Origin of the sequence: Cellulomonas sp. GbtcB1, assembly GCF_019091725.1 — a bacterium.
GTDB lineage: Bacteria > Actinomycetota > Actinomycetes > Actinomycetales > Cellulomonadaceae > Cellulomonas.
Map to the genome: position 1 here is coordinate 1 of NZ_JAGXJG010000002.1, position 26911 is coordinate 26911.

The window sequence follows — 26911 nt, forward strand, 5'->3', positions numbered from 1 at the left end:
GACCGCCTGCTCGTGCGCGTGGCGGAGAGGCTGCGGTCGGCGGTGCGCGAGGTCGACTTCGTCGCGCGGTTCGGCGGCGACGAGTTCGTGGTCGTGCTCGTCGGCGACCCGGACGGGCTCGAGGCGGAGGCGACGCGGCGGCTGGACATGGCGCTCGCCCGTGAGTTCGACCTCGGTGGGCTGACCACCGCCGCGCGCGCCAGCGTCGGCACCGTGGTGCTGCGCCCCGGGACCCGCACGACGGCCGAGAAGGTGCTGTCCGCCGCCGACACCCGCATGTACGCGACCAAGCGTCGCCGCCACGACGCGGCCCGCCCCACGAGCGGCGCGGCGATCCCGAGGCCGGCCCGCACCTGACAGGACCGGGCCCGCCGGGATACTCCCGGCGGCGGATGCCGGCACCCGCGGTCCTCGCGCACGATGGTGGTCCCACCGCGCGTCGGCTCCCGGCCGGCGGCGCACCCGAGACGAGGCGGACCTGCATGCCCTCGCGACCTGCTCGCGCGTCGTGGCGCGACGTCGCGCGCTCGACCGTGCTCCTCGGGAGCGGCGGCCGGCCCACGGCGGGGCAGCTGGCCCTCACCCTCGCCTGGCTCGGCGGCATGTACTGGACGACGTCGGTCCGCACGGGGGGGTGGGACGCGCCCGACACGCGCCTGCTCGTCTCGATCGTCGGGGCGTGGGCGCCCCTGCTGCTGCGGACCTACCGGCCCGTCCTGGCGCTGCTCGGCACGCTCGTCGCCGAGTCGATGATCCTCATCTTCCTCACGGTGCCGGACCCGATCTCCCAGATGCACAGCGGGATGGGCGCCTACCAGCCGGCTCCGCTCGCGACGATGCTCGCGGTCGCGACGCTCGCCTCGCGCGTGCCCCGGCGGGTCGGGTGGACCGCCGGGCTGGTCGGAGGGACCTGGCTGGCCGTCATCGGCGTCACGATGAACACCGGCGACACGCTGCTGACCGACCTGCTGTTGTTCTACCTCGTGGTCACGGCCGCGGCGGCCGGCGTCTGGCGGACCGGCCGCCGGGAGCGCGCGCTCCGGATCGAGGCCGAGAACGCCGAGCGCACGCAGACCGCGGTGCTGGACGAGCGCCTGCGCATCGCCCGTGAGCTCCACGACGCCCTGGCGCACAACCTGACGCTCGTCAACGCGCAGGCGGGGGTCGCCCGGTACCTCCTGCGCTCCGACGTCGACGCGGCCGAGCGCGCGCTGGGGGACATCGCCCAGCACACGGGCCGGGCGATCGACGAGCTCCGGGCGACGATCGGCCTGCTGCGTCGACGCGACGACCAGGAGGCTCGCCGGGCGGACGACGACCCCAACCGCTCGCTGCGGCCCGTCCCCGGGCTGGCGGCGCTGGACGAGCTCGTCGCCGGCCTCGCGAGCGCCGGGGCGCACGTCTCGGTGTCCGAGTCCGGGACGCCGGTGCCCCTGGCGCAGCACGTGGACCTCGCGGCCTACCGCATCGTGCAGGAGTCGCTGACCAACGCGACGAAGCACGCACCGGGCTCACGCGTGGATCTCGCCATCGCCTGGACCTCCGCCGGCGTGCGGCTGCGCATCACGAACCCCGTCGACCCGGAGCGCGCGCCCGGCCCGGGGACCCGGCACGGCCTGATCGGGATGCGGGAGCGCGCGGGCACGGCCGGGGGCACCTTCCGGGCGGGGCCGACGGCGGGGGGCGACTTCGAGGTGGTCGCCGCGCTGCCGGCGGCCCGGCGTCCCGTGGACGCGTGACCCGCCGACCCGTACGACAGGGGGCGTAGCCGCGGATACCGCGCCCGGGGGATCCGCGACGAGCGCCGGGTCGCGAGACTGACGACGCACCAGCCCCGCGGGAGCCGCCCTGCGGGTCGCGACGAGGGGAACCGCATGAGCCCGAACCCGATCACCGCCCGCTCGACCGTCGGCGAGTGGCTCGACCACCCGGTGGGCGGACCCGTGCTCGGCGAGCTGCTCGCGGCGGCCGGGAGGGACGCCGCTGCCCTCCAGCCGGCCCGCGCGCTGCCGCTCGAGCGCCTCGTCGAGCTGGGCGGGGGCGTCGTCCCGCAGGAGGTGGTCACCGACCTGGTGCGCCGTGCGAACGGCGGGGTCCTCCCCGAGGAGAGCGAGGCGCCGACCACCGGGTGGCGGGAGCGGATCGTGCCGGGCCGGTTCGACGGTCAGACGATCATCGTGACCGGCGCGGCGTCGGGGATCGGCCGGGCGACCGCGTCCCGGGTCGCCCGCGAGGGCGGTCGCGTGATCGCGGTCGACCTGACCGAGGAGGGTCTGCGTGCCCTCGCCGCGGAGCTCGACGCCTTCGCCGTCGAGGCCGTCGCCGCCGACATCACCGATCCCGAGGCCGTCGCCCGGATCGTCGCGGTCGCGGGCGACCGGGTCGACGGGCTCGCCAACGTCGCGGGCGTCACCGACGACGTCACGCCGCTGCACGAGGTGTCGGACGCCGTGTGGCGCCGGAACTTCTCGGTGAACGTCGACGGGACGTTCCTGCTGAGCCGCGCGGTGCTGCCACTGATGCTGGCGGCCGGTCGCGGGTCCGTCGTGAACGTCGCCTCCGAGGCCGCCCTGCGCGGTTCGGCCGCCGGGGTCGCGTACACCGCGTCCAAGCACGCGGTCGTGGGCATCACGAAGAGCTCGGCGTACATGTACGGGCCGTCGGGGATCCGGGTCAACGCGGTCGCCCCCGGCCCGACCCTGACCGCGATGCGCCCCGTCGTGGCGTCCGAGCTCGGCCGCGCCCGCGTCGAGACCGGCTCGGCCATCCGCCCGCCGGTCGCCGAGCCGGCGCAGCTCGCCGGCCCGATCGCGTTCCTGCTGAGCGACGACGCGGCCGACGTCTCGGGTGTGATCATGCCGGTGGACGGCGGCTGGTCGGCCGCCTGATCGTCCCTGCTCCCGCCCGCGCCGACGGACCCCGCGGTCCGTCGGCGCGCGACCGCACCTCCCGAGAGGCACGACCGATGACCATCCGCGTCCTGCTGGCCGACGACCAGACCCTGCTGCGCGCCACGTTCCGGCTCCTGCTCGACTCCGCCCCCGACCTGGAGGTGGTCGGCGAGGCCGCAGACGGGGCGGAGGCCGTGGCGCAGGTGCGCGCGACCCGTGCCGACCTGGTGGTCATGGACATCCGCATGCCCGGCGTCGACGGGATCGAGGCGACCCGCCGGATCACCGCCGACGAGGCCCTGGCCGGCGTCAAGGTGCTGATCCTGACGACGTTCGAGACGGACGACCTGGTGGTCGAGGCGCTCCGGGCGGGTGCGAGCGGCTTCCTGGGCAAGGGGGTGGACCCCGCCGACCTGATCGCCGCCATCCGCACGGTGGCGGCGGGGGACCAGCTGCTCTCCCCGCACGCGACGCGGGCGCTGATCGAGCAGGTGGTCAGCGCGCCGCGGGCGCGGGACCGCAGCCCGCTGCCAGGGATCGAGGACCTCACCGAGCGCGAGCGCGAGATCGTCGGGCTCGTCGCGCGGGGCATGTCGAACGACGAGATCGGCGAGCATCTCTACATCAGCCCCGCGACGGCCAAGACGCACGTCAGCCGCTCGATGCTCAAGACCGGGGCGCGCGACCGCGCCCAGCTCGTGGTCTTCGCCTACGAGAGCGGGCTGGTCGACGAGTCGCGGTGAGCGGCGTCGCGACGCCCCCCGGGCCCGCGTACGCCCGATGTCTGCTCATCCGCTCCCCGGGTCGTAGCCGCCGGCCCCTGGGCGTACCCCGGATGCGGTACCGGACGCGCTCTCCCCGGCCGATTCGCGGGACCGCTCGCGTTGCGACGATCGACGACGTCGAAGTCGGACCCGCAACGAGAGTAGAGACCCATGGCAACGTTCCTCGCAAGGCTCGGGCGCTTCGCCGCCCGACGCCGCCTGGTGGTGGTGATCGCGTGGGTCGCCGTCTTCGCCGGCCTCACCGGCATCCTCGCGGTCAACGGGATGGGGGAGACCGCGGACGACTCGATCCCCGACTCGCGCGCCTCGCTCGCGCTCGACCGCATGAACGAGGAGTTCCCGTCCGGGGGCTCCCCGGAGGGCGCCCAGACGCTGCAGCTCGTCTTCCACCCGGACGCCGGCGCGGTGACCGACCCGGCCGTCGCGCAGGAGATCCGGTCCGTGCTCGACGAGGCCGCGTCGCTACCCGGGGTGCAGTCGGTGAGCGACCCGCTCGACCCCGAGAGCCCGTCGGTCTCGCCGGACCAGACCCTGGCGATCTCGACGCTGACCTACGTCGGTCTCGACGAGGAGCAGCAGGAGACCTCCTACGCCGCGGCGCTCGACCTGCAGGAGTCCGCGCCGGCCGAGCTGGGGGTGGAGCTGGGCGGCAATCTCGTCCCGCTCGGCGCCCCCGAGCAGGGCGTGGGCGAGATGATCGGCGTCCTGGCGGCGTTCCTCGTGCTGCTGCTGACGTTCGGGACCCTGCGGGCCGCGGGCGCCAACCTGCTCACCGCGGCCTTCGGCGTCGGCGTCGGCCTGGTCGGGGTCTTCGCGTACGGGTCGATCACCCCGATCGGCGAGAACTCGATCATCCTGGCCGCGATGCTCGGTCTCGCGGTCGGCATCGACTACGGCCTGTTCGTCCTGTCCCGCTTCCAGCACGAGCTGCGTGGTGGGCGGACGGTCGACGAGGCCATCGGCCGGGCGACCGGGACCGCGGGGACCGCCGTGGTGTTCGCCGGCGCGACCGTGATCGTGGCCCTGGTGGCCCTGATGGTCGCCGACATCGGCTTCATCTCGGTGATGGGCTTCGCCGCGGCGCTCGCCGTCCTCATCGCCGTCCTGCTGTCGCTGACCCTGCTGCCGGTCCTGCTCAAGACGATGGGCCTGAAGGCGCTGCCGAAGAAGCACCGGCGGGCGCTCGCCGAGGGCCGCATCTGGACCGAGGGGGCGACCGGGAAGCGCGGCTTCCTCAGCCGGTGGGGCGCCACCGTCGTCAAGCACCCCGTCCTGGCCCTCGTCGGCGGCGCCGCGGTCCTGGTCACCGTCGCGATCCCCGTGCTCAGCATGAAGACCGCGTTCCACGTCCCGGGCGGCGCGGACCCCGCGTCCACCGAGCGCGCGGCGTACAACCTCGTCCTGGACGAGCTCGGCGGCGTGCAGAGCCCGCTGATCGTGCTCGCCGAGGGCGACGACGTCGCGGCCGACGCCGGGGCCGTCGAGGAGGCGCTGTCCGCGCTCCCGGGCGTGCAGATGGTGACGCCCGCCGAGATCAGCGCGAGCGGCGACGTCGCCCGGGTCACCGTGATCCCCACGGGTGGCCCGATCGACGACTCCACCAAGGACCTCGTCCACACGATCCGCGACCACGAGGACTCGATGGTCGACGGCGTGCGCCTGGAGGTGACCGGGGAGACCGCCATCGGCATCGACCAGGACGCGGCCCTGAACACCGCCCTGATCAAGTACGTGATCGTGATCGTCCTGATCTCGATGGCGCTGCTGGTCCTGATGTTCCGCTCGATCCTCATCCCCGTGATCGCCACCGCCGGCTACCTGCTGTCCGTCCTGGCGTCCTTCGGTGCGAGCACGGCCGTGTTCCAGTGGGGGTGGGAGTTCCCGCTCATCACGGCCGCGCAGGGCGACCCCATGATGAGCCTGCTGCCGATCCTGCTGGTCGGTGTGCTGTTCGGGCTCGCCATGGACTACCAGGTGTTCCTGGTCTCCCGGATCAAGGAGATGCACGACCGCGGCATGGCCCCCAAGGACGCGATCGTGGAGGGCTTCTCCCGGGCGGCCCCGGTGCTCGTCGCCGCCGCGTCGATCATGACCGTCGTGTTCGCCGGCTTCGCGTCCAGTTCCTTCGCCATCGCCGCGTCGATCGCCTTCGGCCTCATGATCGGGATCGTCGCCGACGCGTTCATCGTCCGGATGATCCTCATGCCGGCCGCCCTGTCGCTGCTCGGCAAGGCCGCCTGGTGGATCCCGGCGTGGCTCGACAAGGCGCTGCCCCGCATCGACTCCGAGGGCCACGCGCTGCAGGACACGGTCCACGAGCCCCAGCCCCAGCCCGAGCTGGTCCGTCCGTAGGGTGCGGCGTCGGCCGGGGTCACCGCACCGGTGACCCCGGCCGACCTCTGCGCGGGTGCGGGCGCCCCCGCACCTGTGCTTCGATGGGTAGACGAACTCGTCTACCCAGGGAGCGGACATGGCGGAGCAGCAGGCGCGGCGGGGTGGCGGCCTCGCACGAACGGTGGGCCGGGTCGGCCTCGGGGCGGTGCTCGCGTTCGCCGGGACCAGCCACCTGACGTTCGCACGCGAGGAGTTCCAGGCGCAGGTCCCGCCATGGGTGCCGCTCGACGAGGACCTCGTCGTCCTCGGCTCGGGGGTCGTCGAGATCGCGCTCGGCACGGCGCTCGCCGTGGCGCCCGCGCGGCACCGCGCGAAGGTGGGATGGGCCGCGGCGGCGTTCTTCGTCGCGATCTTCCCCGGCAACGTGTCCCAGTACCTGACGCACACGGACGCCTTCGGGCTCGACACCGACGCCAAGCGGCTCGCCCGGCTGCCCGGCCAGGGCGTCCTGGTCGCGTGGTCGCTGTGGTCGACCGGCGCCTGGCGCGCGTGGCGGGACCGCCGCCGGGACTGAGCGTGCTTTGGCGGCGGTGCGCGCCCGTGGCGTAGTCTTCGTGGGCCGGTGCGGCGAGCCATGCCCGCGCGCGCCGAAGCGTGCCGCCCCTCGGGGTAGAGCGGGGAACCGCCCGACCGGCCCGCCCCAGCGCCCACGCCGGGCACCCCGGCGCAGACGAATCCGAGCAGTTGGAGAGCACTGAAGTGAAGAGCGCCGTCGAGACCCTGGAGCCCACCAAGGTCAGGCTGACCGTCGAGGTTCCGTACGACGAGCTCAAGCCGAGCATCGATCACGCCTACTCGCACATCGCGGAGCAGGTGAACATCCCCGGCTTCCGCAAGGGCAAGGTCCCGCCGCGGATCATCGACCAGCGCGTCGGCCGCCCGGCGGTCATGGAGCACGCCGTCAACGAGGGCCTGTCCGGCTTCTACGCCGAGGCCGTCCGCGAGAACAAGCTGCGCCCGCTCGGCCAGCCCGAGGTCGACGTCACGAAGGTGCCCGGCCTGGTGCCCGGCGAGACCGACGGCGACCTGGTGTTCACCGCCGAGGTCGAGGTCCGCCCCGAGATCGAGATCCCGTCGCTCGACGGCCTGTCCGTGACCGTGGACGACTCGGAGATCACCGACGAGGACGTCCAGGCCCGCCTGGACACCCTGCGCGAGCGCTTCGGCACCCTGGTCGGCGTCGACCGCCCGGCCGCCGACAAGGACTTCGCGGTGATCGATCTGGTCGCCAAGATCGACGGCGAGGAGGTCGACACGGTCTCCGGCGTCTCCTATCAGATCGGCTCGGGCAACATGCTCGAGGGCCTGGACGAGGCGCTGACCGGCCTGTCGGCCGGCGAGACCACGACGTTCTCGACCACGCTGGTCGGCGGCGACCACGCCGGCGAGCAGGCCGAGGTGACCGTCACCGCGTCCTCCGTCAAGGAGCGCGAGCTGCCCGAGGCCGACGACGACTTCGCGCAGATGGCGTCGGAGTTCGACACGGTGGAGGAGCTCCTGGCGGACCTGCGCGAGCAGGCCACCAAGATCAAGGCGCAGAACCAGGCCGTCCAGGCCCGCGACCTGCTCCTGGAGCAGCTGCTCGAGCAGCTCGAGATCCCGGTCCCCGCCGGCGCCGTCGAGGCCGAGGTGCACCGCCACCTCGAGTCCGAGGGCCGCCTGGAGGACGACGTGCACCGCGCCGAGGTCACGGAGCAGGCGCAGACCGCGCTGCGCAACCAGATCCTCCTGGACACCCTGGCCGAGAACCTCGAGGTCAAGGTCAACCAGGGCGAGCTCGTCGACTACCTCGTGAGCGCGTCCCGCCAGTACGGCATGGACCCGAACACGTTCATCCAGACCATCGACCAGCAGGGCCAGATCCCCGCGATGGTCGCCGAGGTCGCGCGCTCGAAGGCCCTCGCGGTCGCGCTGCGGCACGTGGCGGTCGTCGACGGCTCCGGCGCGGCGGTCGACCTGTCGGAATACATCGGGACCGACGAGGAGGACGCGGCGCAGACCGCGCTCGAGGACGCTGCCACCGCGGCCGCCGAGGGCGACGAGGACGCGACCGAGGCCACCGAGGCGCCCGCCGAGGACGCCAAGGCCTGAGCCCCGGCACCTGCACGACGCGAGGGCCCCGCACCGTCACCGGTGCGGGGCCCTGTGCGCGTCCCGGGCCGGGTGCACCCCCTGCGCCGACAGCGAAACGGGGCCCGACCGGGACTGATGCCGGGCGGGCCGGGCGTTAGGGTCGCTGACAAGCAACCAGTCCTGATCGAGGGAGCGTTCGTGAACGACCAGACGCCGGCCATCGCCCGGGCAGAGTCCGGGGGACTCGGCCTCAACGACTCCATCTACAACCGGCTCCTCAAGGAGCGGATCATCTGGCTGGGGTCGGAGGTCCGGGACGAGAACGCGAACGCCATCTGCGCCCAGATGATGCTGCTCGCGGCGGAGGACCCGGACAAGGACATCTTCCTGTACATCAACTCGCCCGGCGGCTCGATCACCGCGGGCATGGCGATCTACGACACCATGCAGTACATCCAGCCGGACGTCGCCACGGTGGCCATGGGCATGGCGGCCTCGATGGGGCAGTTCCTGCTGTCCTCGGGCGCCAAGGGCAAGCGGTACGCCACCCCGCACGCCCGCGTGATGATGCACCAGCCCTCCGGCGGCATCGGCGGCACCGCCACCGACGTGCGCATCAACGCCCAGCTGATCCTGCACATGAAGACGGTGCTCGCGGAGCTGATCGCCGAGCAGACCGGCAAGTCGGTCGAGCAGATCACGGCGGACTCGGACCGCGACCGCTGGTTCACCGCCCCCGAGGCCCTCGACTACGGGTTCGTCGACAAGGTCGTCACCCACGCCGGCGCCGTCACCGGCGGCGGCGGCACCGCGGCCTGACCCACCCCCGTCGACCACCACAGACCTAGTCAGGAGAACTCGTGAGCACCGAGTCGCAGTTCATCGCCCGCGCCGGGCGCCTCGCCGGCGGCTGGGGCGGCACCGCCGGGTCCGTCGCGACCTCGCCGTCGTCCCGCTACGTGCTGCCCCAGTTCGAGGAGCGCACCGCCTACGGCTACAAGCGGCAGGACCCGTACACCAAGCTGTTCGAGGACCGGATCATCTTCCTCGGCGTGCAGGTGGACGACGCCTCCGCGGACGACATCATGGCCCAGCTGCTGGTCCTGGAGTCGACCGACCCCGACGGCATCATCACGCTGTACATCAACTCGCCCGGTGGCTCGTTCACCGCGCTGACCGCGATCTACGACACGATGCAGTACATCAAGCCGCAGATCCAGACGGTGTGCCTCGGCCAGGCGGCCTCGGCCGCGGCGGTCCTGCTGGCCGCCGGCACCCCGGGCAAGCGCCTGGCGCTGCCGAACGCCCGCGTGCTGATCCACCAGCCCGCGATGGAGGGCGGCGGCTACGCCCAGGCGTCGGACATCGAGATCCACGCCAACGAGCTGATCCGGATGCGCGAGTGGCTCGAGGAGACCATCGCGCACCACACCGGCCAGCCGCTGGACAAGGTCCGCCAGGACATCGAGCGCGACAAGATCCTCACCGCCAAGCAGGCGCACGAGTACGGGATCGTCGACCAGGTGCTCGAGAGCCGCAAGGGCGCGATCGCCACCCGCGTCGAGCCGTGACGCCGCCCGGGGGCCGCTGAGGTCCCCGCGGTAGCCCGCGCGCCCCGCCGCGACCGCCTCCAGGGCGGCCGCGGCGGGGCGCGCGACCACCTCCGGACGGGCGAACCCGGCCGACACGCCCGGCGCCCGGTGCGTGGCGGGCTGACACCGGGCCCGCCGTGGTGTGCAATGGACCGATGGGCGGTCGGCCGTGGTCGGCCCGCCCAGGAGCGCAGTGACTCGCGACCGACCGGTCGCACCGAGGGAAGGGGACGCACGTGGCTCGCATCGGGGACGGCGCGGACCTTCTCAAGTGCTCGTTCTGCGGGAAGTCGCAGAAGCAGGTGAAGAAGCTCATCGCGGGTCCGGGCGTCTACATCTGCGACGAGTGCATCGAGCTCTGCAACGAGATCATGGAGGAGGAGCGGGCGGAGGCCACCGAGATCGGGATGGTCGAGCTGCCCAAGCCGAAGGAGATCTTCGGGTTCCTCGAGCAGTACATCGTCGGCCAGGAGCCCGCCAAGCGGTCGCTCGCGGTCGCGGTCTACAACCACTACAAGCGGATCCAGGCGGGCGAGGCGACCCCGTCGGTCGGCACCGCGCAGGCCGAGGACTCGGTCGAGATCGCGAAGTCGAACATCCTGCTGATCGGCCCCACCGGCTGCGGCAAGACGTACCTCGCCCAGACCCTCGCGCGGATGCTCAACGTCCCGTTCGCGATCGCGGACGCCACGGCCCTCACGGAGGCGGGCTACGTGGGCGAGGACGTCGAGAACATCCTGCTCAAGCTCATCCAGGCCGCGGACTTCGACGTCAAGAAGGCCGAGACCGGGATCATCTACATCGACGAGATCGACAAGATCGCCCGCAAGAGCGAGAACCCGTCGATCACGCGCGACGTCTCCGGCGAGGGCGTGCAGCAGGCGCTGCTCAAGATCATCGAGGGCACGACGGCCTCGGTGCCCCCGCAGGGCGGCCGCAAGCACCCGCACCAGGAGTTCATCCAGATCGACACGACGAACGTCCTGTTCATCGTGGCCGGCGCCTTCGCCGGGCTGGACGAGATCATCACCAGCCGCTCGGGCCGCAAGGGCATCGGCTTCGGCGCCCCGCTGCACAGCGCGGACGACAAGGACGTCTACGGCGACGTCATGCCGGAGGACCTGCTGAAGTTCGGGCTGATCCCCGAGTTCATCGGCCGCGTCCCGGTCATCACCACCGTGTCGCCGCTGGACCAGTCCGCGCTCGTCCGGATCCTCACCGAGCCGCGCAACGCCCTGGTCAAGCAGTACCAGCGGATGTTCGAGATCGACGGCGTCGAGCTCGAGTTCACGCAGGACGCCGTCGAGGCCATCGCCGACCAGGCGCTGCTGCGCGGCACCGGCGCGCGCGGCCTGCGGGCGATCATGGAGGAGGTTCTCCAGCAGGTGATGTTCGAGGTGCCGAGCCGCGACGACGTCGAGCGCGTCGTCGTCAACCGCGGCGTGGTCCTGGAGAACGTCAACCCGACCCTGGTCCCGCGGCAGGCGCCCGCCAAGCGCACGCCCCGCGAGAAGAGCGCCTGACCTCGTCGTCGCGCCCCCTACGATCGGGGGCGTGACGACTCCCAGCACCCCGGTCGGCGCCCCCGCGCTCCCGCCCGAGCTCGCGCGCCTGCGCGGCAGCATCGACAACATCGACGCGGCCCTCGTCCACCTGCTCGCGGAGCGGTTCAAGGCGACGCAGCAGGTCGGGGTGCTGAAGGCCCGCCTCGGCCTGCCCGCGTCCGACCCGGGCCGCGAGGCGCGCCAGGTCGCCCGGCTGCGGGACCTGGCGCACCAGGCCGACCTCGACCCGGTGTTCGCGGAGAAGTTCCTCGCGTTCATCGTCGAGGAGGTCATCCGGCACCACGAGGAGATCGCGGCGGGCCCCGACGGCCAGCGCGCCCCGGCGACGGCCTCGGACGACCCGGTCACCGACTGACGGCACCGCCCCGGGACACGCCCGGCCGCCAGCTCGTCGCGCTCCGGGGTGGCGCGGTGCGACCGGCTGTCAGAGGGTGGGAGGGGTCAGGACCGGTCGGTCGGTGCGGCCCGGACGGCGCTGCGCCGGCACGACCCACGCAACCGGACCCTCGGAGGTCGCTCGTGGAACTGCACTGGCTCAAGCCCCTGCTCGGACGTCCCGCCCCGTTCATCACCATCCACCTGGACGCGACGCGTGCCGACGCGTCCGGTGACGAGGAGGTCTCGGGCCGGTGGCGGGCCCTGCGCAAGGAGCTGGAGCGATCGGGGGCGGCCGCGGCCGTGCTGGACGAGATCGAGGAGCGGGTGACCCGGCCCACCGGGGTCGCCGGCCCGCACGGGCGCGTGGTGATCGCGGACGCCGAGGGCGTCGTCGTCGACCGCGTGCTCAAGGAGTCGCCGGCGCAGTCGACCGCGCACCTGGACGACGTGCCGGTGCTGCTGCCGGCCGTGCGCGCCGCGGACCAGGCCACGCGGTTCCTGCTGGTCGAGGTCGACCGGCAGGGCGCGGACCTCACCTGGTCGGACGGCTCGGGCCTGCGCACCGCGCAGAAGGAGTCCGTCGAGGGCGACCACGACGAGCTCCGGAAGGTCAAGGAGAGCGGCGACGGTTGGAAGGCCCGGCGGGTGCAGATGCGCGCCGAGGACTCCTGGGAGCGCAACGCCGAGACCGTCGCCGCCGAGCTCGACAAGCAGGTGGTCGAGAAGAAGCCCGAGATCGTCCTCGTCACCGGTGACGTCCGCGCGGTCTCGCTGCTCTGCCACGCCGTGGCGCCGCGGACCAAGGACATCCTCGTCGAGGTCCCGGGCGGCTCCCGCGCCGACGGCGTCAAGCAGGACGTGTTCCACCAGCGGGTCGCCGAGGCGCTCGAGGCGTTCCGGCAGCGCCGGCGCGAGGAGACCCTCGCGCGCTACCGCGAGGAGCTCGGCCGCGGGGGAGCGGCGGTGACCTCCGTCGACGACGTGGTGACCGTGCTGCAGCGCGGCCAGGTCCGCGAGCTCGTCCTGCACGAGGACGTCACGCTGCCCGGCTCGGCGCTCGGCGAGCGGCAGCTGTGGGTCGGCCCGGACCCGCTGCAGATCGCGTCCAGCGAGGACGACCTGGCGGGCATCGGTGTCACGGAGGGCGCGCGGCGGATGCCGGCGGACGTGGCGCTGCTGCGCGCCGCGCTCGGGCAGGACGCCGGGCTGGCGATCGCGCTCGACGGGCAGGTCGAGGCGGTCGACGGGGTGGGCGCGGTGCTGCGCTACACCGACGGGTCGACGCCGAGCGAGGCGGTGCCCACGCAGTCGGCCGACCAGCGCCGGCTGCACGACGTGGTCTGACGGTCGCAGGGAGAGGTCCGGCCCGGCACGCGCACGGCGTGCCGGGCCGGACCTCTTCCTGCTCGAGCGGTGGGGCGTCAGTGCTCCCGGGTGTCGACGTAGAGCTCCTCGACGTCGGCCGCGAAGTCCTTGAGCACCAGCGCGCGCTTCACCTTGAGCGACGGGGTCAGGTAGCCGTTCGCCTCGGTGAAGTCGCCGTCGAGCACGCGCACCTTGCGGATGGACTCCGCGCGGGACACGGCCTCGTTGGCGCGCGCGGCGGCGCGGTCGAGGGCCGCCAGCACCTCGGGGTGCTTCCCCGCGGCGCGGACGTCCATCGGCGGCAGGCCGTGCATCGACAGCCAGCCGGGGAGCATGTCGGCGTCCAGGGTGACCAGCGCGCCGATGAACGGGCGGCCGTCGCCGACGACCACGACCTGGCTGACCAGCGGGTGGCCGCGGAACCGGTCCTCGAGCACGGCGGGCGCGACGTTCTTGCCGCCCGCGGTGACGATGAGCTCCTTGGCGCGGCCGGTGAGCCGCAGGTAGCCGTCGTCGTCCAGGGTGCCGATGTCGCCGGTCGCGAACCAGCCGTCGGCGTCCAGGACCTCGGCGGTGGCCTCGGCGTTGTCGTGGTAGCCGCGGAACACGTGCGGGCCCTTCGCGAACACGTTGCCGTCGTCGTCGACCCGGAGTGAGGTGCCCGGGTAGGCGGGGCCGACGGTGCCGATCTTGATGAGCCCGGGGCGGTTGACCGCGGACGGCGCGGTGGTCTCGGTCAGCCCGTAGCCCTCGAGCACCACGAGGCCGAGGCCCCGGTAGTAGTGGCCCAGCCGCTCGCCCAGCGGGGCGCCGCCGGAGATCGCGTACCGCAGCGAGCCGCCCATCGCGTCCCGGAGCTTGCGCAGCACCAGGGACGACGCGAGGGCGTGCGCGGCCTTGAGCTGCGCCGACGGCCCGGCGGCGGTGTCCAGGGCGCGGGAGTAGGTGATGGACACCTTGGCGGCCCAGCGGAACAGCTTGAGCTTCGCGCCGTGGCCGGCCTTCTGCTCGGCGGAGTTGTAGACCTTCTCGAACACCCGCGGCACGGCCAGGATGTACGTCGGCCGGAACGACGCGAAGTCGGCGAGCAGGTTCCGGGTGTCGGGGGTGTGGCCCAGCGGGGAGCCCGCCTCGATCGCGACCATCTGGATGAACCGCGCGAACACGTGCGCGAGCGGCATGAACAGCAGGGTCCGGGACCCCGGGGTCGCGCACACCTCGGCCAGCGCGGCGACGCCGTTGCGGGCGTTGTCGACGAAGTTCCCGTGGCTGAGCTCGACGCCCTTGGGCCGGCCCGTCGTGCCCGAGGTGTAGATGATCGTCGCGAGGTCCGCGGCGGTGGCCAGGGACCGGCGGCGCTCGATCTCGGCGTCCTCGACGTCCGCGCCGTCGGCGACAAGGCCGGCGAGCCCGCCCTCGTCGATCACCACGACCTCGCGGACCGCGGGCACGGCCTCGCGCACCTGGCCGACGACCGCGGCGTGCGCGGCGGTCTCGACGACGACGAGCGAGGCGCCGGAGTTCGACAGGATCCACTCGACCTGCTCGGCCGAGGACGTCTCGTAGACCGGCACGCCCACGCCGCCGGCGAACCACACCGCGAAGTCGGTGAGCGTCCACTCGTACCGGGTGCGGGACATGATCGCGACGCGGTCGCCCGGCTCGAGACCCTGCGCGACCAGGCCCTTCGCGAGGGCGGTCACCTCGCGGACGAACTCGGCGACCGTCACCGGCGCCCAGGAGCCGCCGAGCCCGGTCGAGCGCTCGAAGATCACGCTCGACGCACCGCGGGCCAGGCGCCGCAGCAGCAGGCCGGGCACGTTGAGCGCGGGGTCGTGCGGGGCGGGCGTGTCGGCGCTGAACTCGCGCATCGGTGCTCCTGGTGCGGGGGTCGGGGGACCGGGGCGCGCACCGCGCTGACGAGCGGCGACGACCGTTCGCGCCATGCTATCGGCCCCCTGTGCGCCCACCCGGGACCCGGGGACGACAAGACCGGGCCGCCGGGATCGTGGGATCCCGACGACCCGGTCGGGGTCGTGCGTGCCGTCGCCCGGCGGCCGTCGTGCGGCCGGTCAGGCCACGTCGGTGTGCGTCGGGTCGAGCACCCGCTGCAGGAACGTCCGCGTGCGCGCCTCCCGGGGCGCCCCGATGACCTGGTCCGCGGGACCGTCCTCGACGATGACGCCGCCGTCCATGAACACCACGCGGTCGCCCACGTCGCGCGCGAACGCCATCTCGTGCGTGACGACGATCATCGTCATGCCGCCGTCGGCGAGGTCCCGCATGACGCCGAGGACGTCGCCGACGAGCTCCGGGTCGAGGGCCGAGGTCGGCTCGTCGAAGAGCATGAGCTGCGGGTCCATCGACAGCGCCCGGGCGATCGCGACCCGCTGCTGCTGCCCGCCGGACAGCTGCGCCGGGTGCGCGTCCGCGCGGTCAGCGAGGCCGACGCGCTCGAGGTTGGCGCGGGCGATCCGGTCCGCCTCCGCCGCAGAGCGCTTGAGCACGCCCCGCTGGGCCATCGTGCAGTTCTCCAGCACGGTCTTGTGCGCGAACAGGTTGAACTGCTGGAACACCATGCCGACGTGGGTCCGGACCTGGTCGATGTCGACGTCCGGGTCGGTCACGTCGACGCCCAGCACCTCGACGGCGCCGCCGGTCGGCTCCTCCAGGAGGTTCACGCAGCGCAGCAAGGTCGACTTGCCGGAGCCCGACGGGCCGATGACGCAGACCACCTCGCCGGCGTGCACGTCCAGGTCGATGCCGGTGAGCACCTCGCGCTCGCCGAACGCCTTGCGCAGGCCGGTGATCCGGACGACGGGGGCGCCGGTGGGGGAGGTGGCGGTCATGTGCGGCTCCTCGCGCCGGTGCGCTTCTCCAGGTACCGCGCGAGCTGGCCCAGGGGGAGCGTGATGAGCAGGTAGCAGGCGCCGATGAGGAACAGCGGCGTCAGGCCGCCCTGCGCGCTGTTGAGCGCGTCGCGGCCGATCTTGGTCAGGTCGTACTGGCTGACGGCGAGGCCGAGCAGGAACACGAGCGAGGTGTCCTTCGTCAGCAGGATCAGCTCGTTCGTCATCGGCGGCAGCACGATCCGGAACGCCTGCGGGATCACGACCTGGCGCAGCGTGCGCCCGTGCGACATGCCGAGCGAGCGCGCCGCCTCGACCTGGCCCTTCGGCACGGCCTGCAGGCCGGCGCGCAGCGTCTCGGCGATGTAGGCGGCGGAGACCAGGCCCAGCGCGAGCGCGGCCTTCGTCGTGACCGACGGGATGTTCACGCCGAACGCGATCGGCACGGCGTACCCGAACGAGATCACGACCAGCAGCGCCGGGATGCCGCGGAAGAACTCGATGTAGACGATCGCGATCCACCGGTACAGCGCGACCGACGACATCCGCATCAGGGCGAGGGCCGTGCCGAGCGAGAGGCCGACCGCGAACCCGGCCGCGGTGTACGTGATCGTGTTGAGGAACGCCCGCGGCAGCTGCGGGGCGATCGCCGCGATCGCGTCGGTGTTGAAGAAGTTCGTCCCGACGTTCTCCCAGTCGATCGCCAGCGCGACCGCCACCAGGACGACCACGAGCAGCGCGTACTGGGCGAGCCGGAAGACCCGCGCGCGCCGGCGCGGGCTCCACCGGCGCCGGGACGCGGGGAGCGTCCCGGGCGCCGGCGTGGACGTGGTCGTCACGTCAGCCGTCCGACGGGCTCGGCGACGCCGACGCGGTCTCCGAGGTCATCGGCGCGGTGCCGATGTACTGGGTGTAGAGGTCGTCGTACGTGCCGTCCTCGCGGATCCGCTCCAGGGTGGCGTTGATCTGGTCGAGCAGCGCGGTGTTGCCCTGCTTCACGCCCAGGCCGTACTGCTCGCCGGTCGAGAAGTTCGCGCTGACCTCGAAGCCCTCGGAGACGTACGGGCCGAGCACCGCGATGTCGTTGACGACCGCGTCGACCTGGCCGGTCTTCAGCGCCTGGATCTGCAGGCCGAGGTCCTCGAACTGGACGGTCTGCAGGCCGTTGTCCGTGGCCCAGGTCTCGCCCGTCGTGGCCTGCTGCACGCCGATCGTCTTGCCCTCGAGCGACTCGACGCTGTCGAGGTCCGAGCCCTCCGGGACCAGCAGGCCCTGGTCGGCGTCGAAGTACGGGTCGGAGAAGTCGATCTTCTGCTGACGCTCCGGGGTGATGGTGATGCCCGAGGCGACGACGTCGCAGTTGTTCGTGTTCAGGTCCGCGCCCGACTGGATGCCCTCGAACGGGGTCACCTTGGTGGTGAGCGTGACGCCCAGGTCGGTGGCGACCTCGTTGACGATCGCGATGTCGAGGCCGACGACCTCGCCGTCCTCCTCGTACTCGAACGGCTCGTAGGGCGGGTTCGTGCAGACGGTGAGGGTGCCGTCGCTGACGAGCTGGACCCCGCCGTCGGACGAGGCGGCGTCGTCGCCGCTGCCGCCGCAGGAGGCGAGCAGGAGCGCCGCCGCGACGGCGGCGGGCAGGGCGGCGAGGGTGCGGGTGCGCATGGGTGACTCCTGGTGGGGGAAGACCGGCCGCAAGACTATACATTCGCGACGATACGTATGCATAACCAGTCCCGGTGGGGACGAGAGTCCCAGACTGCCACGCCGGCGCGCACCCGCACGGCGGCCGCAGACGCCACGAGGGCGCACCCCCGCGCGGGGGGTGCGCCCTCGTGTGCGCGTGGAGCCGTCAGGCCGTGGGCTTCTGCTTCGGCTCCGGCGGGAGCAGCTCGGCGTCCCGGGCCACGACCGTCGCGTCCGGGGCGTCCGGGACCTCGACGACGTCGAGCTCGCCCGTGGCCCGGCCCGCGGCGCGGACGTCGCCGAGCGCCACCTGCACGCCCGGCAGCAGCGCCGCCGGGACCTCGAGGCGGGCCCGCAGGATCTCGGTCCGCATCGAGACCTTGGCCTCGGACTTGAGCTTGCGCAGCGCGGCCAGGGCCGAGCCCGCGGCCGCGACCACGGCGTAGTCCCCGTCGCCGGCGGCGGCGCGCAGCGGGTCGGCGTCCGGCCACGGCGCGCGGTGCACCGAGCCCTCGCGCCACCAGGACCAGACCTCCTCGGTCGCGAACGGCAGCACCGGGGCGAACAGCCGCAGCAGCACGTCGAGCGCGAGGTTCAGCGCGGCCCGCGCCGACGCCGTCTCGGCCGTGACGTCCGCGTCGGCGGCGCCCGCGCCGTACGCGCGGTCCTTGACCAGCTCGAGGTAGTCGTCGCAGAACGTCCAGAAGAACGTCTCGGTCAGCTCGAGCGCGCGGGTGTGGTCGTACGCCTCGAGCGCCGCCGTCGCGCGGTCGACCACGTCCGCCAGGCCGGCGAGCATCGCGCGGTCCAGCGCCTCGGTGACCAGGGCCGGGTCGAGCGCCGCGGCGCCCTGCTCGGCCGAGCCGAAGCCCAGCACGAACTTCGACGCGTTGAGCACCTTGATCGCCAGGCGGCGGCCGATCTTCATCTGGCCGACCTCGAACGCCGCGTCGGTGCCGAGACGGGCCGAGGCCGCCCAGTACCGGACCGCGTCCGAGCCGTGCTCCTCGAGCAGGCCCATCGGCGTGACGACGTTGCCCTTGGACTTCGACATCTTCTTGCGGTCGGGGTCCAGGATCCAGCCCGAGATCGCCGCGTCCTTCCACGGCAGCGAGCCGTGCTCCAGGTGCGAGCGGACGACCGTCGAGAACAGCCACGTGCGGATGATGTCCTGGCCCTGGGGGCGCAGGTCCATCGGGAACACCCGCTCGAACAGGTCGGGGTCGGTGCGCCAGCCGCCCGCGATCTGCGGGGACAGCGACGACGTCGCCCAGGTGTCCATGATGTCGGGGTCGCCCACGAAGCCGCCCGGGACGCCGCGCTGCTCGGCGGTGTAGCCGGCGGGCACGTCGGACGACGGGTCGACCGGCAGCTGGTCCTCGGACGGGAGGATCGGGTGGTCGTGGTCGACCTCGCCCTCCGCCGACACGGGGTACCAGACCGGGAACGGCACGCCGAAGAACCGCTGGCGCGAGACGAGCCAGTCGCCGTTCAGGCCGCCGACCCAGTTCTCGTACCGGACGCGCATGAAGTCGGGGTGGAAGCCGAGCTCGGTGCCGCGGGCGAGCAGCTGCTCGCGGAGGTCGGCGTCCCGGCCGCCGTTGCGGATGTACCACTGGCGCGAGGTGACGATCTCGAGCGGCTTGTCGCCCTTCTCGAAGAAGTTCGCCTTGCGCTGGGTCGTCTGCGGCTCGCCGTCCAGGTCGCCCGACTCGCGCAGGCCGGCCACGACCGCCTCGCGCGCCGAGAACGTCGTCTTGCCGGCCAGCTCGCCGTACAGGGCGCGGCCCGCCTCGTCGGTGATCCAGTCCGGGGTGTCCCGGACCAGGCGGCCGTCGCGGCCGATCACCGAGCGGGTCGGCAGCTGCAGCTCGCGCCACCACTGCACGTCGGTCAGGTCGCCGAAGGTGCAGCACATCGCGATGCCCGCGCCCTTGTCCGGCTCGGCGGCCGGGTGCGCCAGCACCGGGACCTCGACCCCGAACAGCGGGCTGGTCACCGTGGTGCCGAACAGGTGCTGGTAGCGCTCGTCGTCGGGGTGCGCGATGAGCGCGACGACGGCGGGCAGCAGCTCCGGGCGGGTGGTCTCGATGTGCACCGGGTCGGCGCCGGCTCGGTGGAAGGCCACCTTGTGGAACGCGCCCGGGTAGTCCCGGGCCTCCAGCTCGGCCTGCGCCACAGCGGTCTGGAACGTCACGTCCCACAGGCCCGGGGCCTCGGCCTGGTACGCCTCGCCGCGCGCGAGGTTGCGCAGGAACGCCTGCTGGGCGACGGCGCGGGCCTCGCCGGAGATGGTCTGGTAGGTGCGCGACCAGTCGACCGACAGGCCGAGCCGGCGCCACAGCGCCTCGAACTGCTGCTCGTCCTCGACGGTCAGCCGCTCGCACAGCTCGACGAAGTTGCGCCGGCTGATCGGCACCTGGTCGGCGGCCTTGACGCTCTTGCCCTCGCCGCCGACGTGCGGCGGCTCGAAGCCCTCGTCGTACGGCAGCGACGGGTCGCAGCGCACGCCGAAGTAGTTCTGCACGCGGCGCTCGGTGGGCAGGCCGTTGTCGTCCCAGCCCATCGGGTAGAACACCTCGGCGCCGCGCATCCGGCGGTACCGGGCGACGACGTCGGTGTGCGTGTACGAGAACACGTGGCCCACGTGCAGCGAGCCGGAGACGGTGGGCGGCGGGGTGTCGATGGAGTACACCTGCTCGCGGGTCTTCGACCGGTCGAACGCGTACGTGCCCTGCTCGGTCCACGCGCCGTCCCAGCGGTCCTCGACGCCGTCGAGCGACACCCGGTCCGGTACCTCGCGCACCGCGCGTACGGCCGCGGCGGCGGTCGTCGGGGGTGCGGCGGGCGTGGCGGCGGGGGACAGGTCGGTCATGGGCACACATCTTCCCAGATGTCCGGGCCTGCCCCGACGCCGCTCCCGGTGACCGGGACGCGAACGCCGGGCGACGCCCCGGTGAACCGTCGTGGGCCGCCGCGACCCGCGCGGGGAGGCTGTGTCACAGTGCCGGTCGGCCGCCCGGGACCTGGCGCGGCCGACGGGCGGGAGGAACACGTGGGCGAACCGGACGGGCTGCTGCGGTCGGGGCTGGCGGCGGCGCCGCGGACCCTGGCGGACGTGCTCGCGGCCACGGTCGCGGCGCACGGCGACGCGCCGGCGATCGACGACGGCACCACGGTGCTGACGTACGCGGAGCTGGACGGGGTCGTGCGGTCGGCTGCGGCGGCGCTGGCGGCCGAGGGGATCGGGCCGGGGTCGCGGGTCGGCGTGCGGGTGCCGTCGGGCACCGCCGAGCTGTACACGGCGATCCTGGCGGTGCTGGCCGCGGGCGCGGCGTACGTGCCGGTGGACGTCGACGACCCTGACGAGCGGGCACGCACCGTGTTCGCCGAGGCGGCGGTCGACCGGGTGCTGGCCGAGGGCGACCTGCGGGCGCTGGTGGCGGCGGGGCGGCGGCGCGGCGCGGGCGCGGGCGGGCCCGTGCGCGGTCCCGGGCTCGGCGACGACGCCTGGATCATCTTCACCTCCGGGTCGACCGGCGCCCCGAAGGGCGTGGCCGTCACCCACCGGTCGGCGGCCGCGTTCGTCGACGCCGAGGCGCGGCTGTTCCTGCAGGACCGCCCGCTCGGCCCGGGGGACCGGGTGCTCGCGGGGCTGTCGGTGGCGTTCGACGCCTCCTGCGAGGAGATGTGGCTGGCCTGGGCGCACGGCGCCTGCCTGGTGCCCGCGCCGCGCGCGCTGGTCCGCACCGGCATGGACCTCGGCCCGTGGCTGGTGGCGCAGGGGATCACGGTCATCTCGACGGTGCCGACGCTCGCGGGCCTGTGGCGGCCCGAGGAGCTGGCCGGCGTGCGGCTGCTGATCTTCGGCGGCGAGGCGTGCCCGCCGGAGCTCGCGGCGCGGCTGGTCACCCCGGCCCGGGAGGTGTGGAACACCTACGGGCCCACCGAGGCGACCGTCGTGGCGTGCGCCGCGAGGATGTCCGGCGAGGGCCCGGTCCGGATCGGGCTGGCGCTGGACGGCTGGGACCTCGCGGTCGTCGGCGAGGACGGCACCCCGGTCGCCGAGGGCGAGACGGGCGAGCTGATCATCGGCGGCGTCGGGCTGGCGCGGTACCTGGACCCGGCCAAGGACGCCGAGAAGTACGCGCCGGCGCCCGGGCTGGGCTGGGAGCGGGCGTACCGCAGCGGCGACGTCGTCCGGCTGGACCGCGCCGGGCTGCTGTTCGTCGGGCGCGCGGACGACCAGGTCAAGATCGGCGGCCGGCGGATCGAGCTCGGCGAGGTCGAGGCGGCGCTGGGTGGGCTGCCGGGCGTCGCGGGCGCGGCCGTCGCCGTGCGCCGCACCCCGGCGGGGACCGCCGTGCTGGCCGGGTACCTGGTGCCGGCCGAGGGCGCGACGCTCGACCTCGGCGACGCGCGGGCGCGGCTCCGGGAGGTGCTGCCCGCGGCGCTGGTGCCGCTGCTCGGGGTCGTCGACGCGCTGCCCACCCGCGGGTCGGGCAAGGTCGACCGGGACGCCCTGCCGTGGCCGCTGCCCGGGGCGGGGTCGCCGGGCGGGGACGGGTCGGGCGATGGTGCCGGGCCGGTGGGCCTGTCGCCGACCGCCGCCTGGGTCGCCGAGCGGTGGACGGCCGCGCTCGGCGCGTCGGTGTCCGGGCCCGACGACGACTTCTTCGCGGCCGGTGGCGGCAGCCTCGTCGCGGCCCAGCTGGTGTCGGCGCTGCGCGAGCGGTTCGGCACCGTGACCGTCGCCGACGTGTACGAGTACCCGCGGCTCGCGGACCTCGCCCGCCGGCTGGACGAGCTGGAGCCGGCGGCGCCCGCCACGGAGCGGGTCGTCGTGCCCACCCCCGGGCGCGCGCAGGCGCTGCAGACCCTGCTCGGCGTGCCGCTCGCGGCGCTCGTCGGGCTGCGCTGGCTCACCTGGCTGCTCGCGGCGGAGCAGCTGCTCGCCGTCACCGGGGCCGTGCCCTGGCTCGAGCCCGTGCCGGCGTCCTGGTGGTGGCTGGCCCTGGGGTGGCTCGTGCTCATCAGCCCGCTCGGCCGGATGGGCTCGACCGTCCTGGTCGCGCGGACGCTGCTCCGGGGGCTCAGGCCCGGGCGGTACCCGCGGGGCGGGTCGGTGCACCTGCGGCTGTGGTTCGTCGAGAGCTGGGCCGCGGCCGCGGGCGCCGAGAACCTGTCCTGCGCGCCGTGGACCGCCGTCTACGCCCGGGCGCTCGGGGCCAAGGTCGGGGTCGACGTGGACCTGCACACCGCGCCGCCCGTCACGGGCCTGCTGACGCTCGGCGACCGGTGCGCCGTCGAGCCCGAGGTCGACCTGCGCGGGCACTGGCTCGACGGCGACGTCCTGCACGTCGGGCGGGTGCGGATCGACAAGCGCGCGACCGTCGGCACCCGGAGCACGATCGCCCCGGGCGTCCGCATCGGGCAGGGCGCGCAGGTCGCGGCCGGCTCGGCGGTGCTCTCCGGGGTCGCGCCGGGCGAGCTGTGGGCGGGGTCGCCGGCCGCGTTCGTCGGGCCGGCCGCGGAGCCGTGGCCCGAGGGCCGGGCGCCGCGCGGGCGTCGGTGGGTCGGCGTGTACGGGGGCACGGCCGCGGCGCTCGCGGCGCTGCCGGTCGTCGCCGCGACCGTCGGCCTGCTGGCGGTCGCCGCGGGGGTGCGCGACGCGGGGTCGTGGGGCGGGGCGTGGGACGACGCGCTGCTGGCCGTGCCGCTCGCGGCGCTGGCGTCGTTCGCCGTGCTCGCGCTGGTCACGCTCGTGGGCGTCCGGCTGCTCGGGATCGGCGTCGCGGAGGGCTACCACCCCGTGCGCAGCCGGGTCGGCTGGCAGGTCTGGGCCACCCAGCGGCTGATGGACGACGCGCGCAGCACGCTCTACCCGCTGTACGCGAGCACTCTGACGCCGCTGTGGCTGCGGGCCCTCGGCGCACGGGTCGGCCGGGACGTCGAGGCGTCGACCGTCCTCATGCTGCCGTCGCTCACCACGGTCGGCGCCGGGTCGTTCCTGGCCGACGACACCCTGATCGGCTCCTACGAGCTCGGGCGCGGGTGGCTGCGCGTCGAGCGGGCGAAGGTCGGCAAGCGGGCGTTCCTCGGCAACTCCGGGATGATCGCGCCGGGCCGGGCGGTGCCCAAGCGCGGGCTCGTCGCGGTGCTGTCGGGTGCGCCCGAGCGGGCCAAGCCGGGCACCTCCTGGCTCGGCTCCCCGCCGGAGCCGCTGCGCCGCACCCCGGGGGACTCGGACACCTCGCGCACCTTCGACCCGCCGGCGCGGCTGCGGGTCGCCCGGGCGCTCGTCGAGGCGTGCCGGCTGCTGGCGGTGGTCGTGGCGTTCGGGATCGGCGTCGCGGTGCTGCTGGTGCTCGGGGAGGTCGCGCACGCGCGCGGCCTCGGCGCGGCGGCGCTGCTGTCGCCGGTGGTCGTCGTGGGCGCCGCGGTCCTCGCGTGCGCCGTGGCCGTCGTCGCCAAGTGGGCGCTGGTCGGCCGGATCCGGGCGGGGGAGCACCCGCTGTGGAGCGGGTTCATCTGGCGCAACGAGCTCGCCGACGCCTTCCTCGAGGTCGTCGCCGTGCCGTGGCTCGGCCCCGCGACGGTCGGCTCGCCCGCGATGAACCTGTGGCTGCGGGCGCTCGGCTCCCGGATCGGCCGCGGGGTCTGGTGCGAGACGTACTGGCTGCCCGAGGCCGACCTCGTGACCCTCGGCGACGGGGCCACGGTGAACCGCGGGTGCGTGCTCCAGACGCATCTGTTCCATGATCGGGTGATGAGCATCGACACCGTCCGCCTGGACGACGGCGCGAGCGTGGGCCCGCACGGCGTGGTCCTGCCCGCCGCGAGCCTCGGCGCGGGCGCCTCCGTCGGCCCCGCGTCGCTCGTGCTGCGCGGCGAGTCCATCCCGGCGGGCAGCCGCTGGACCGGGAACCCGGTCGCGCCGGTGACCGCGTGACGGGGGGTGCGGGGGCGGTCCCGGTGACGGCCGCGGCACAGGGCGTCGACCCGTACCTGCCCGACCGCGGCCCCGGCGGGCTCGACGTGGCGCGCTACGAGCTCGACCTGGACTACCGGGTCGCGACCAACCGGCTCGACGCGCGCGCGGTCGTGCACGCCACCGCCGCGACCGACCTGGACCGGCTGTCCCTCGACCTGGTCGGGCTGCAGGTGTCCCGGGTCCTGGTCGACGGGCGGCGCCCCGGGCGGTTCGCCGTGCGGGACGGGCGCCTGGAGGTGCGGCTGGCGCGGCCCGTCGCGGCCGGGGCCCCCGTCACCGTCGAGGTGCACTACGGCGGCAGCCCCGGCCCGCGCCGCGGACCGTGGGGCGAGGTCGGCTGGGAGGAGCTGACCGACGGCGTCATCGTCGCCGGCCAGCCCGACGGCGCGCCGTCCTGGTTCCCGTGCGACGACCGGCCGTGCGCCAAGGCCGCGTTCCGGATCGCCGTCACCACCGAGGTCGGCTACGAGGTCGTGTGCAACGGCGCGCTCGTCTCCCGCCGCCAGCGGTCGAGCCGGGTCCGCTGGGAGTTCGAGCAGCGCGAGCCCACCGCGCCCTACCTCGCGACGGTCCAGATCGGGCGGTACGAGCGGACCGCGCTCGCCGGCGGGCCCGTCCCGCAGGACGTCGTCGCCCCGCCGCGGCTGCGGGCCGCGCAGGCGCACGACTTCGCCCGGCAGCCCGAGATGATGGCGCTGTTCGTCGACCGGTTCGGGCCGTACCCGTTCGACCGGTACGACGTCGTCGTCACCGACGACCCGCTGGAGATCCCGCTCGAGGCGCACGGCCTGTCCGTGTTCGGCGCCAACCACGTCGACGGCCGGCGCGGGACCGAGCGGCTGGTCGCGCACGAGCTGGCCCACCAGTGGTTCGGCAACAGCCTGACCGCCGCGACCTGGCGGGACATCTGGCTGCACGAGGGGTTCGCCGCGTACGCGGAGTGGCTGTGGGAGGAGGCCTCCGGCGGCCGGTCCGCCGACGCCCAGGCGCGCTCCGTCCGGCAGCGGCTCGCCGGCCTGCCGCAGGACCTCGTCATCGGCGACCCCGGCCCCGACCTCATGTTCGACGACCGGCTCTACAAGCGCGGCGCCCTCACCCTGCACGCCCTGCGGACCGACCTCGGCGACGGGGCGTTCTTCGACGTGCTGCGCGCGTGGACGGCGCGGCACCAGCACGCCACGGTGACGACGGCGGCGTTCGCGGCGTGCGTCGCGGACCTGGCGGGTGTGGACCCGAGCGCGCTGCTGGGCGCGTGGGTGGGCGCGGCGCCGCTCCCGGCGCTGCCGCGGAGGCGCTGACGCGGAGGCGCTGACCCGCCCGCCGCCGCTGATCCGCTGCCGGACCATCCCGCCCCGCCGAGTTCGGTGGTTCCTGCCGAGTTCGGTGGTCCCTGCCACCGAACTCGGCGAGGACCACCGAACTGGGCGAGTCGGTCCGCGGACCGTGTGCGCGGTGCCGCTCGGGACGGCCAGTTGCGGGGTCGACGTCGGCCCACCGGCGGCAGTGCGACGTCAGGCCAGGGTGCTGGCGCGGTCGTCGACCGTCGGGCGCGCGCCCTGCGGCAGCAGCGCGGCGAGCGCGGCGATGTGGTCGGCGCCGGCGTCGAGGTCGGTCAGCCACCAGCGGGTTCCGGGCGCGGGCGCGAGGGCCGCACCGGCGGCCGGGTCCACGACCCGCACCTCCGGCCGGCCGGCCGCGTCGGACACGCGCAGCGCCCGCGGGTCGACCGCGAGGCCCGTGCCCGCGGCCTTGAGCACCGCCTCGGTGCGCGCCCACGTGCGCAGCAGCCCGTGCGGCCCGGTGGCAGGCGGTTCGCCGGGCGCGAGGACGACGCGCGCGAGGTCGTCGCCGCCCCGGGCGCGCACCCCCGCACCGTCCCGCGGGTCGCCCTCGGTCCGGCGCACGGGCTCGACATCCACGCCGACCGGCCCGTCGTCGCTCAGCGCGACGACGACCAGGTCGCCCCGGCGGGTCAGCGACACGTGCGGCACCGGCCCGCCGTCCGCGCGGTCCGCGACCGGGACCCCGTGCGCCGCCGACCCGCAGCGGGGGCAACGGCGCCGCACCCGGACGGCGTCCGGCTCCACCCCGCACGCCTCCGCGACGGCGCGGCGCGCGAGCAGCAGCACCGAGGCGACGGCGGCCCGGTCGGCGGGCGCGGCGCGGTCGAGGCGCGCGTGCTCGTCGGGGGTCAGCCGCCGGCGCAGCACCGCGGCAGGGACGACGCCGGAGCGGCGCACGCGGATCAGGGGCACGGCGCCATCCTCCCGCGGCGGGGTCCCCACCCGGTTCTCGCCGTGCCACCCGAACGAGAGGGTGGCAGGGCGAGAACCGGGTGG

20 protein-coding genes are annotated in these 26911 nt (G+C 74.4%); 14 read left to right on the top strand and 6 right to left on the bottom strand.

All coding sequences use genetic code 11. From position 1 onward, the window contains the following. From KVT14_RS01250 to KVT14_RS01305, 12 genes are all read left to right on the top strand, one after another. On the top strand, window positions 1-357 hold a 357-nt coding region (locus tag KVT14_RS01250; protein WP_217614000.1), incomplete at its 5' end, for a diguanylate cyclase. A 125-nt stretch (window positions 358-482) separates the two neighbouring features. Then, window positions 483-1739 carry a sensor histidine kinase gene (locus KVT14_RS01255; RefSeq protein WP_217614001.1) on the top strand — a complete coding sequence of 419 codons (1257 nt, stop codon included), beginning with the start codon at window positions 483-485 and terminating at the stop codon, window positions 1737-1739. A 135-nt stretch (window positions 1740-1874) separates the two neighbouring features. Further along, window positions 1875-2888, top strand: a complete 1014-nt coding sequence (locus KVT14_RS01260; RefSeq protein ID WP_217614002.1) for an SDR family NAD(P)-dependent oxidoreductase — start codon at window positions 1875-1877, stop codon at window positions 2886-2888. Window positions 2889-2965: 77 nt separating this feature from the next. Further along, window positions 2966-3634, top strand: coding sequence for a response regulator transcription factor (locus KVT14_RS01265; RefSeq protein WP_217614003.1), 669 nt, complete (start codon window positions 2966-2968; stop codon window positions 3632-3634). A gap of 192 nt (window positions 3635-3826) precedes the next feature. After that, entirely contained in the window at window positions 3827-6028 is a 2202-nt protein-coding gene (locus tag KVT14_RS01270) for an MMPL family transporter (RefSeq protein WP_217614004.1), read from the top strand. Between the two features lie 118 nt (window positions 6029-6146). Further along, the gene (locus KVT14_RS01275) at window positions 6147-6584 is read left to right on the top strand and encodes a hypothetical protein (RefSeq protein WP_217614005.1); all 438 of its coding nucleotides are present in this window, start codon (window positions 6147-6149) and stop codon (window positions 6582-6584) included. 185 nt (window positions 6585-6769) lie between these two features. Then, window positions 6770-8161, top strand: coding sequence for a trigger factor (gene tig / locus KVT14_RS01280; RefSeq protein ID WP_217614006.1), 1392 nt, complete (start codon window positions 6770-6772; stop codon window positions 8159-8161). A gap of 180 nt (window positions 8162-8341) precedes the next feature. Then, window positions 8342-8962: an ATP-dependent Clp protease proteolytic subunit gene (locus tag KVT14_RS01285; RefSeq protein ID WP_217614007.1), complete on the top strand. Its 621-nt coding sequence runs from the start codon at window positions 8342-8344 to the stop codon at window positions 8960-8962. A 41-nt stretch (window positions 8963-9003) separates the two neighbouring features. Next, window positions 9004-9714: an ATP-dependent Clp protease proteolytic subunit gene (locus tag KVT14_RS01290; protein WP_217614008.1), complete on the top strand. Its 711-nt coding sequence runs from the start codon at window positions 9004-9006 to the stop codon at window positions 9712-9714. 257 nt (window positions 9715-9971) lie between these two features. Then, window positions 9972-11258: an ATP-dependent Clp protease ATP-binding subunit ClpX gene (gene clpX, locus KVT14_RS01295; protein WP_147796220.1), complete on the top strand. Its 1287-nt coding sequence runs from the start codon at window positions 9972-9974 to the stop codon at window positions 11256-11258. 31 nt (window positions 11259-11289) lie between these two features. Further along, window positions 11290-11655, top strand: coding sequence for a chorismate mutase (locus KVT14_RS01300; RefSeq protein WP_217614009.1), 366 nt, complete (start codon window positions 11290-11292; stop codon window positions 11653-11655). A 164-nt stretch (window positions 11656-11819) separates the two neighbouring features. After that, a complete protein-coding gene (locus KVT14_RS01305) occupies window positions 11820-13022 on the top strand; it encodes a hypothetical protein (RefSeq protein WP_217614010.1) in 1203 nt (400 codons plus the stop codon). 77 nt (window positions 13023-13099) lie between these two features. On the opposite strand, the gene KVT14_RS01310 is transcribed toward KVT14_RS01305, so the two are convergent. From KVT14_RS01310 to valS, 5 genes are all read right to left on the bottom strand, one after another. Further along, window positions 13100-14914 carry a long-chain fatty acid--CoA ligase gene (locus tag KVT14_RS01310; RefSeq protein ID WP_217614011.1) on the bottom strand — a complete coding sequence of 605 codons (1815 nt, stop codon included), beginning with the start codon at window positions 14912-14914 and terminating at the stop codon, window positions 13100-13102. A gap of 201 nt (window positions 14915-15115) precedes the next feature. Beyond that, the gene (locus KVT14_RS01315; protein WP_217614012.1) at window positions 15116-15892 is read right to left on the bottom strand and encodes an amino acid ABC transporter ATP-binding protein; all 777 of its coding nucleotides are present in this window, start codon (window positions 15890-15892) and stop codon (window positions 15116-15118) included. Then, window positions 15889-16731 carry an amino acid ABC transporter permease gene (locus KVT14_RS01320; protein WP_217614013.1) on the bottom strand — a complete coding sequence of 281 codons (843 nt, stop codon included), beginning with the start codon at window positions 16729-16731 and terminating at the stop codon, window positions 15889-15891. The genes KVT14_RS01315 and KVT14_RS01320 overlap by 4 nt, the downstream gene beginning before the upstream one ends. A gap of 1 nt (window position 16732) precedes the next feature. After that, window positions 16733-17557 carry a transporter substrate-binding domain-containing protein gene (locus KVT14_RS01325; protein WP_217614014.1) on the bottom strand — a complete coding sequence of 275 codons (825 nt, stop codon included), beginning with the start codon at window positions 17555-17557 and terminating at the stop codon, window positions 16733-16735. A 187-nt stretch (window positions 17558-17744) separates the two neighbouring features. Next, entirely contained in the window at window positions 17745-20453 is a 2709-nt protein-coding gene (valS, locus tag KVT14_RS01330; protein WP_217614015.1) for a valine--tRNA ligase, read from the bottom strand. Window positions 20454-20633: 180 nt separating this feature from the next. On the opposite strand from valS, the gene KVT14_RS01335 reads away from it, so the two are divergent. Continuing rightward, window positions 20634-24530 carry a Pls/PosA family non-ribosomal peptide synthetase gene (locus KVT14_RS01335; RefSeq protein ID WP_308160813.1) on the top strand — a complete coding sequence of 1299 codons (3897 nt, stop codon included), beginning with the start codon at window positions 20634-20636 and terminating at the stop codon, window positions 24528-24530. A 23-nt stretch (window positions 24531-24553) separates the two neighbouring features. Beyond that, window positions 24554-25870 (top strand): M1 family metallopeptidase, encoded by a 1317-nt coding sequence (locus KVT14_RS01340; protein ID WP_217614017.1) that lies wholly within the window; start codon window positions 24554-24556, stop codon window positions 25868-25870. Window positions 25871-26083: 213 nt separating this feature from the next. Here KVT14_RS01340 and KVT14_RS01345 read toward each other — a convergent pair whose 3' ends face one another. Further along, window positions 26084-26827, bottom strand: a complete 744-nt coding sequence (locus KVT14_RS01345; protein ID WP_217614018.1) for a 4'-phosphopantetheinyl transferase superfamily protein — start codon at window positions 26825-26827, stop codon at window positions 26084-26086. Window positions 26828-26911 lie beyond the last annotated feature (84 nt).

Coding starts and splice junctions, on each gene's coding strand:
- KVT14_RS01255 (WP_217614001.1), top strand. CDS start 483: ATGCCCTCGCGACCTGCTCGCGCGTCGTGGCGCGACGTCGCGCGCTCG.
- KVT14_RS01260 (WP_217614002.1), top strand. CDS start 1,875: ATGAGCCCGAACCCGATCACCGCCCGCTCGACCGTCGGCGAGTGGCTC.
- KVT14_RS01265 (WP_217614003.1), top strand. CDS start 2,966: ATGACCATCCGCGTCCTGCTGGCCGACGACCAGACCCTGCTGCGCGCC.
- KVT14_RS01270 (WP_217614004.1), top strand. CDS start 3,827: ATGGCAACGTTCCTCGCAAGGCTCGGGCGCTTCGCCGCCCGACGCCGC.
- KVT14_RS01275 (WP_217614005.1), top strand. CDS start 6,147: ATGGCGGAGCAGCAGGCGCGGCGGGGTGGCGGCCTCGCACGAACGGTG.
- KVT14_RS01310 (WP_217614011.1), bottom strand. CDS start 14,914: ATGCGCGAGTTCAGCGCCGACACGCCCGCCCCGCACGACCCCGCGCTC.
- KVT14_RS01315 (WP_217614012.1), bottom strand. CDS start 15,892: ATGACCGCCACCTCCCCCACCGGCGCCCCCGTCGTCCGGATCACCGGC.
- KVT14_RS01325 (WP_217614014.1), bottom strand. CDS start 17,557: ATGCGCACCCGCACCCTCGCCGCCCTGCCCGCCGCCGTCGCGGCGGCG.
- valS (WP_217614015.1), bottom strand. CDS start 20,453: ATGACCGACCTGTCCCCCGCCGCCACGCCCGCCGCACCCCCGACGACC.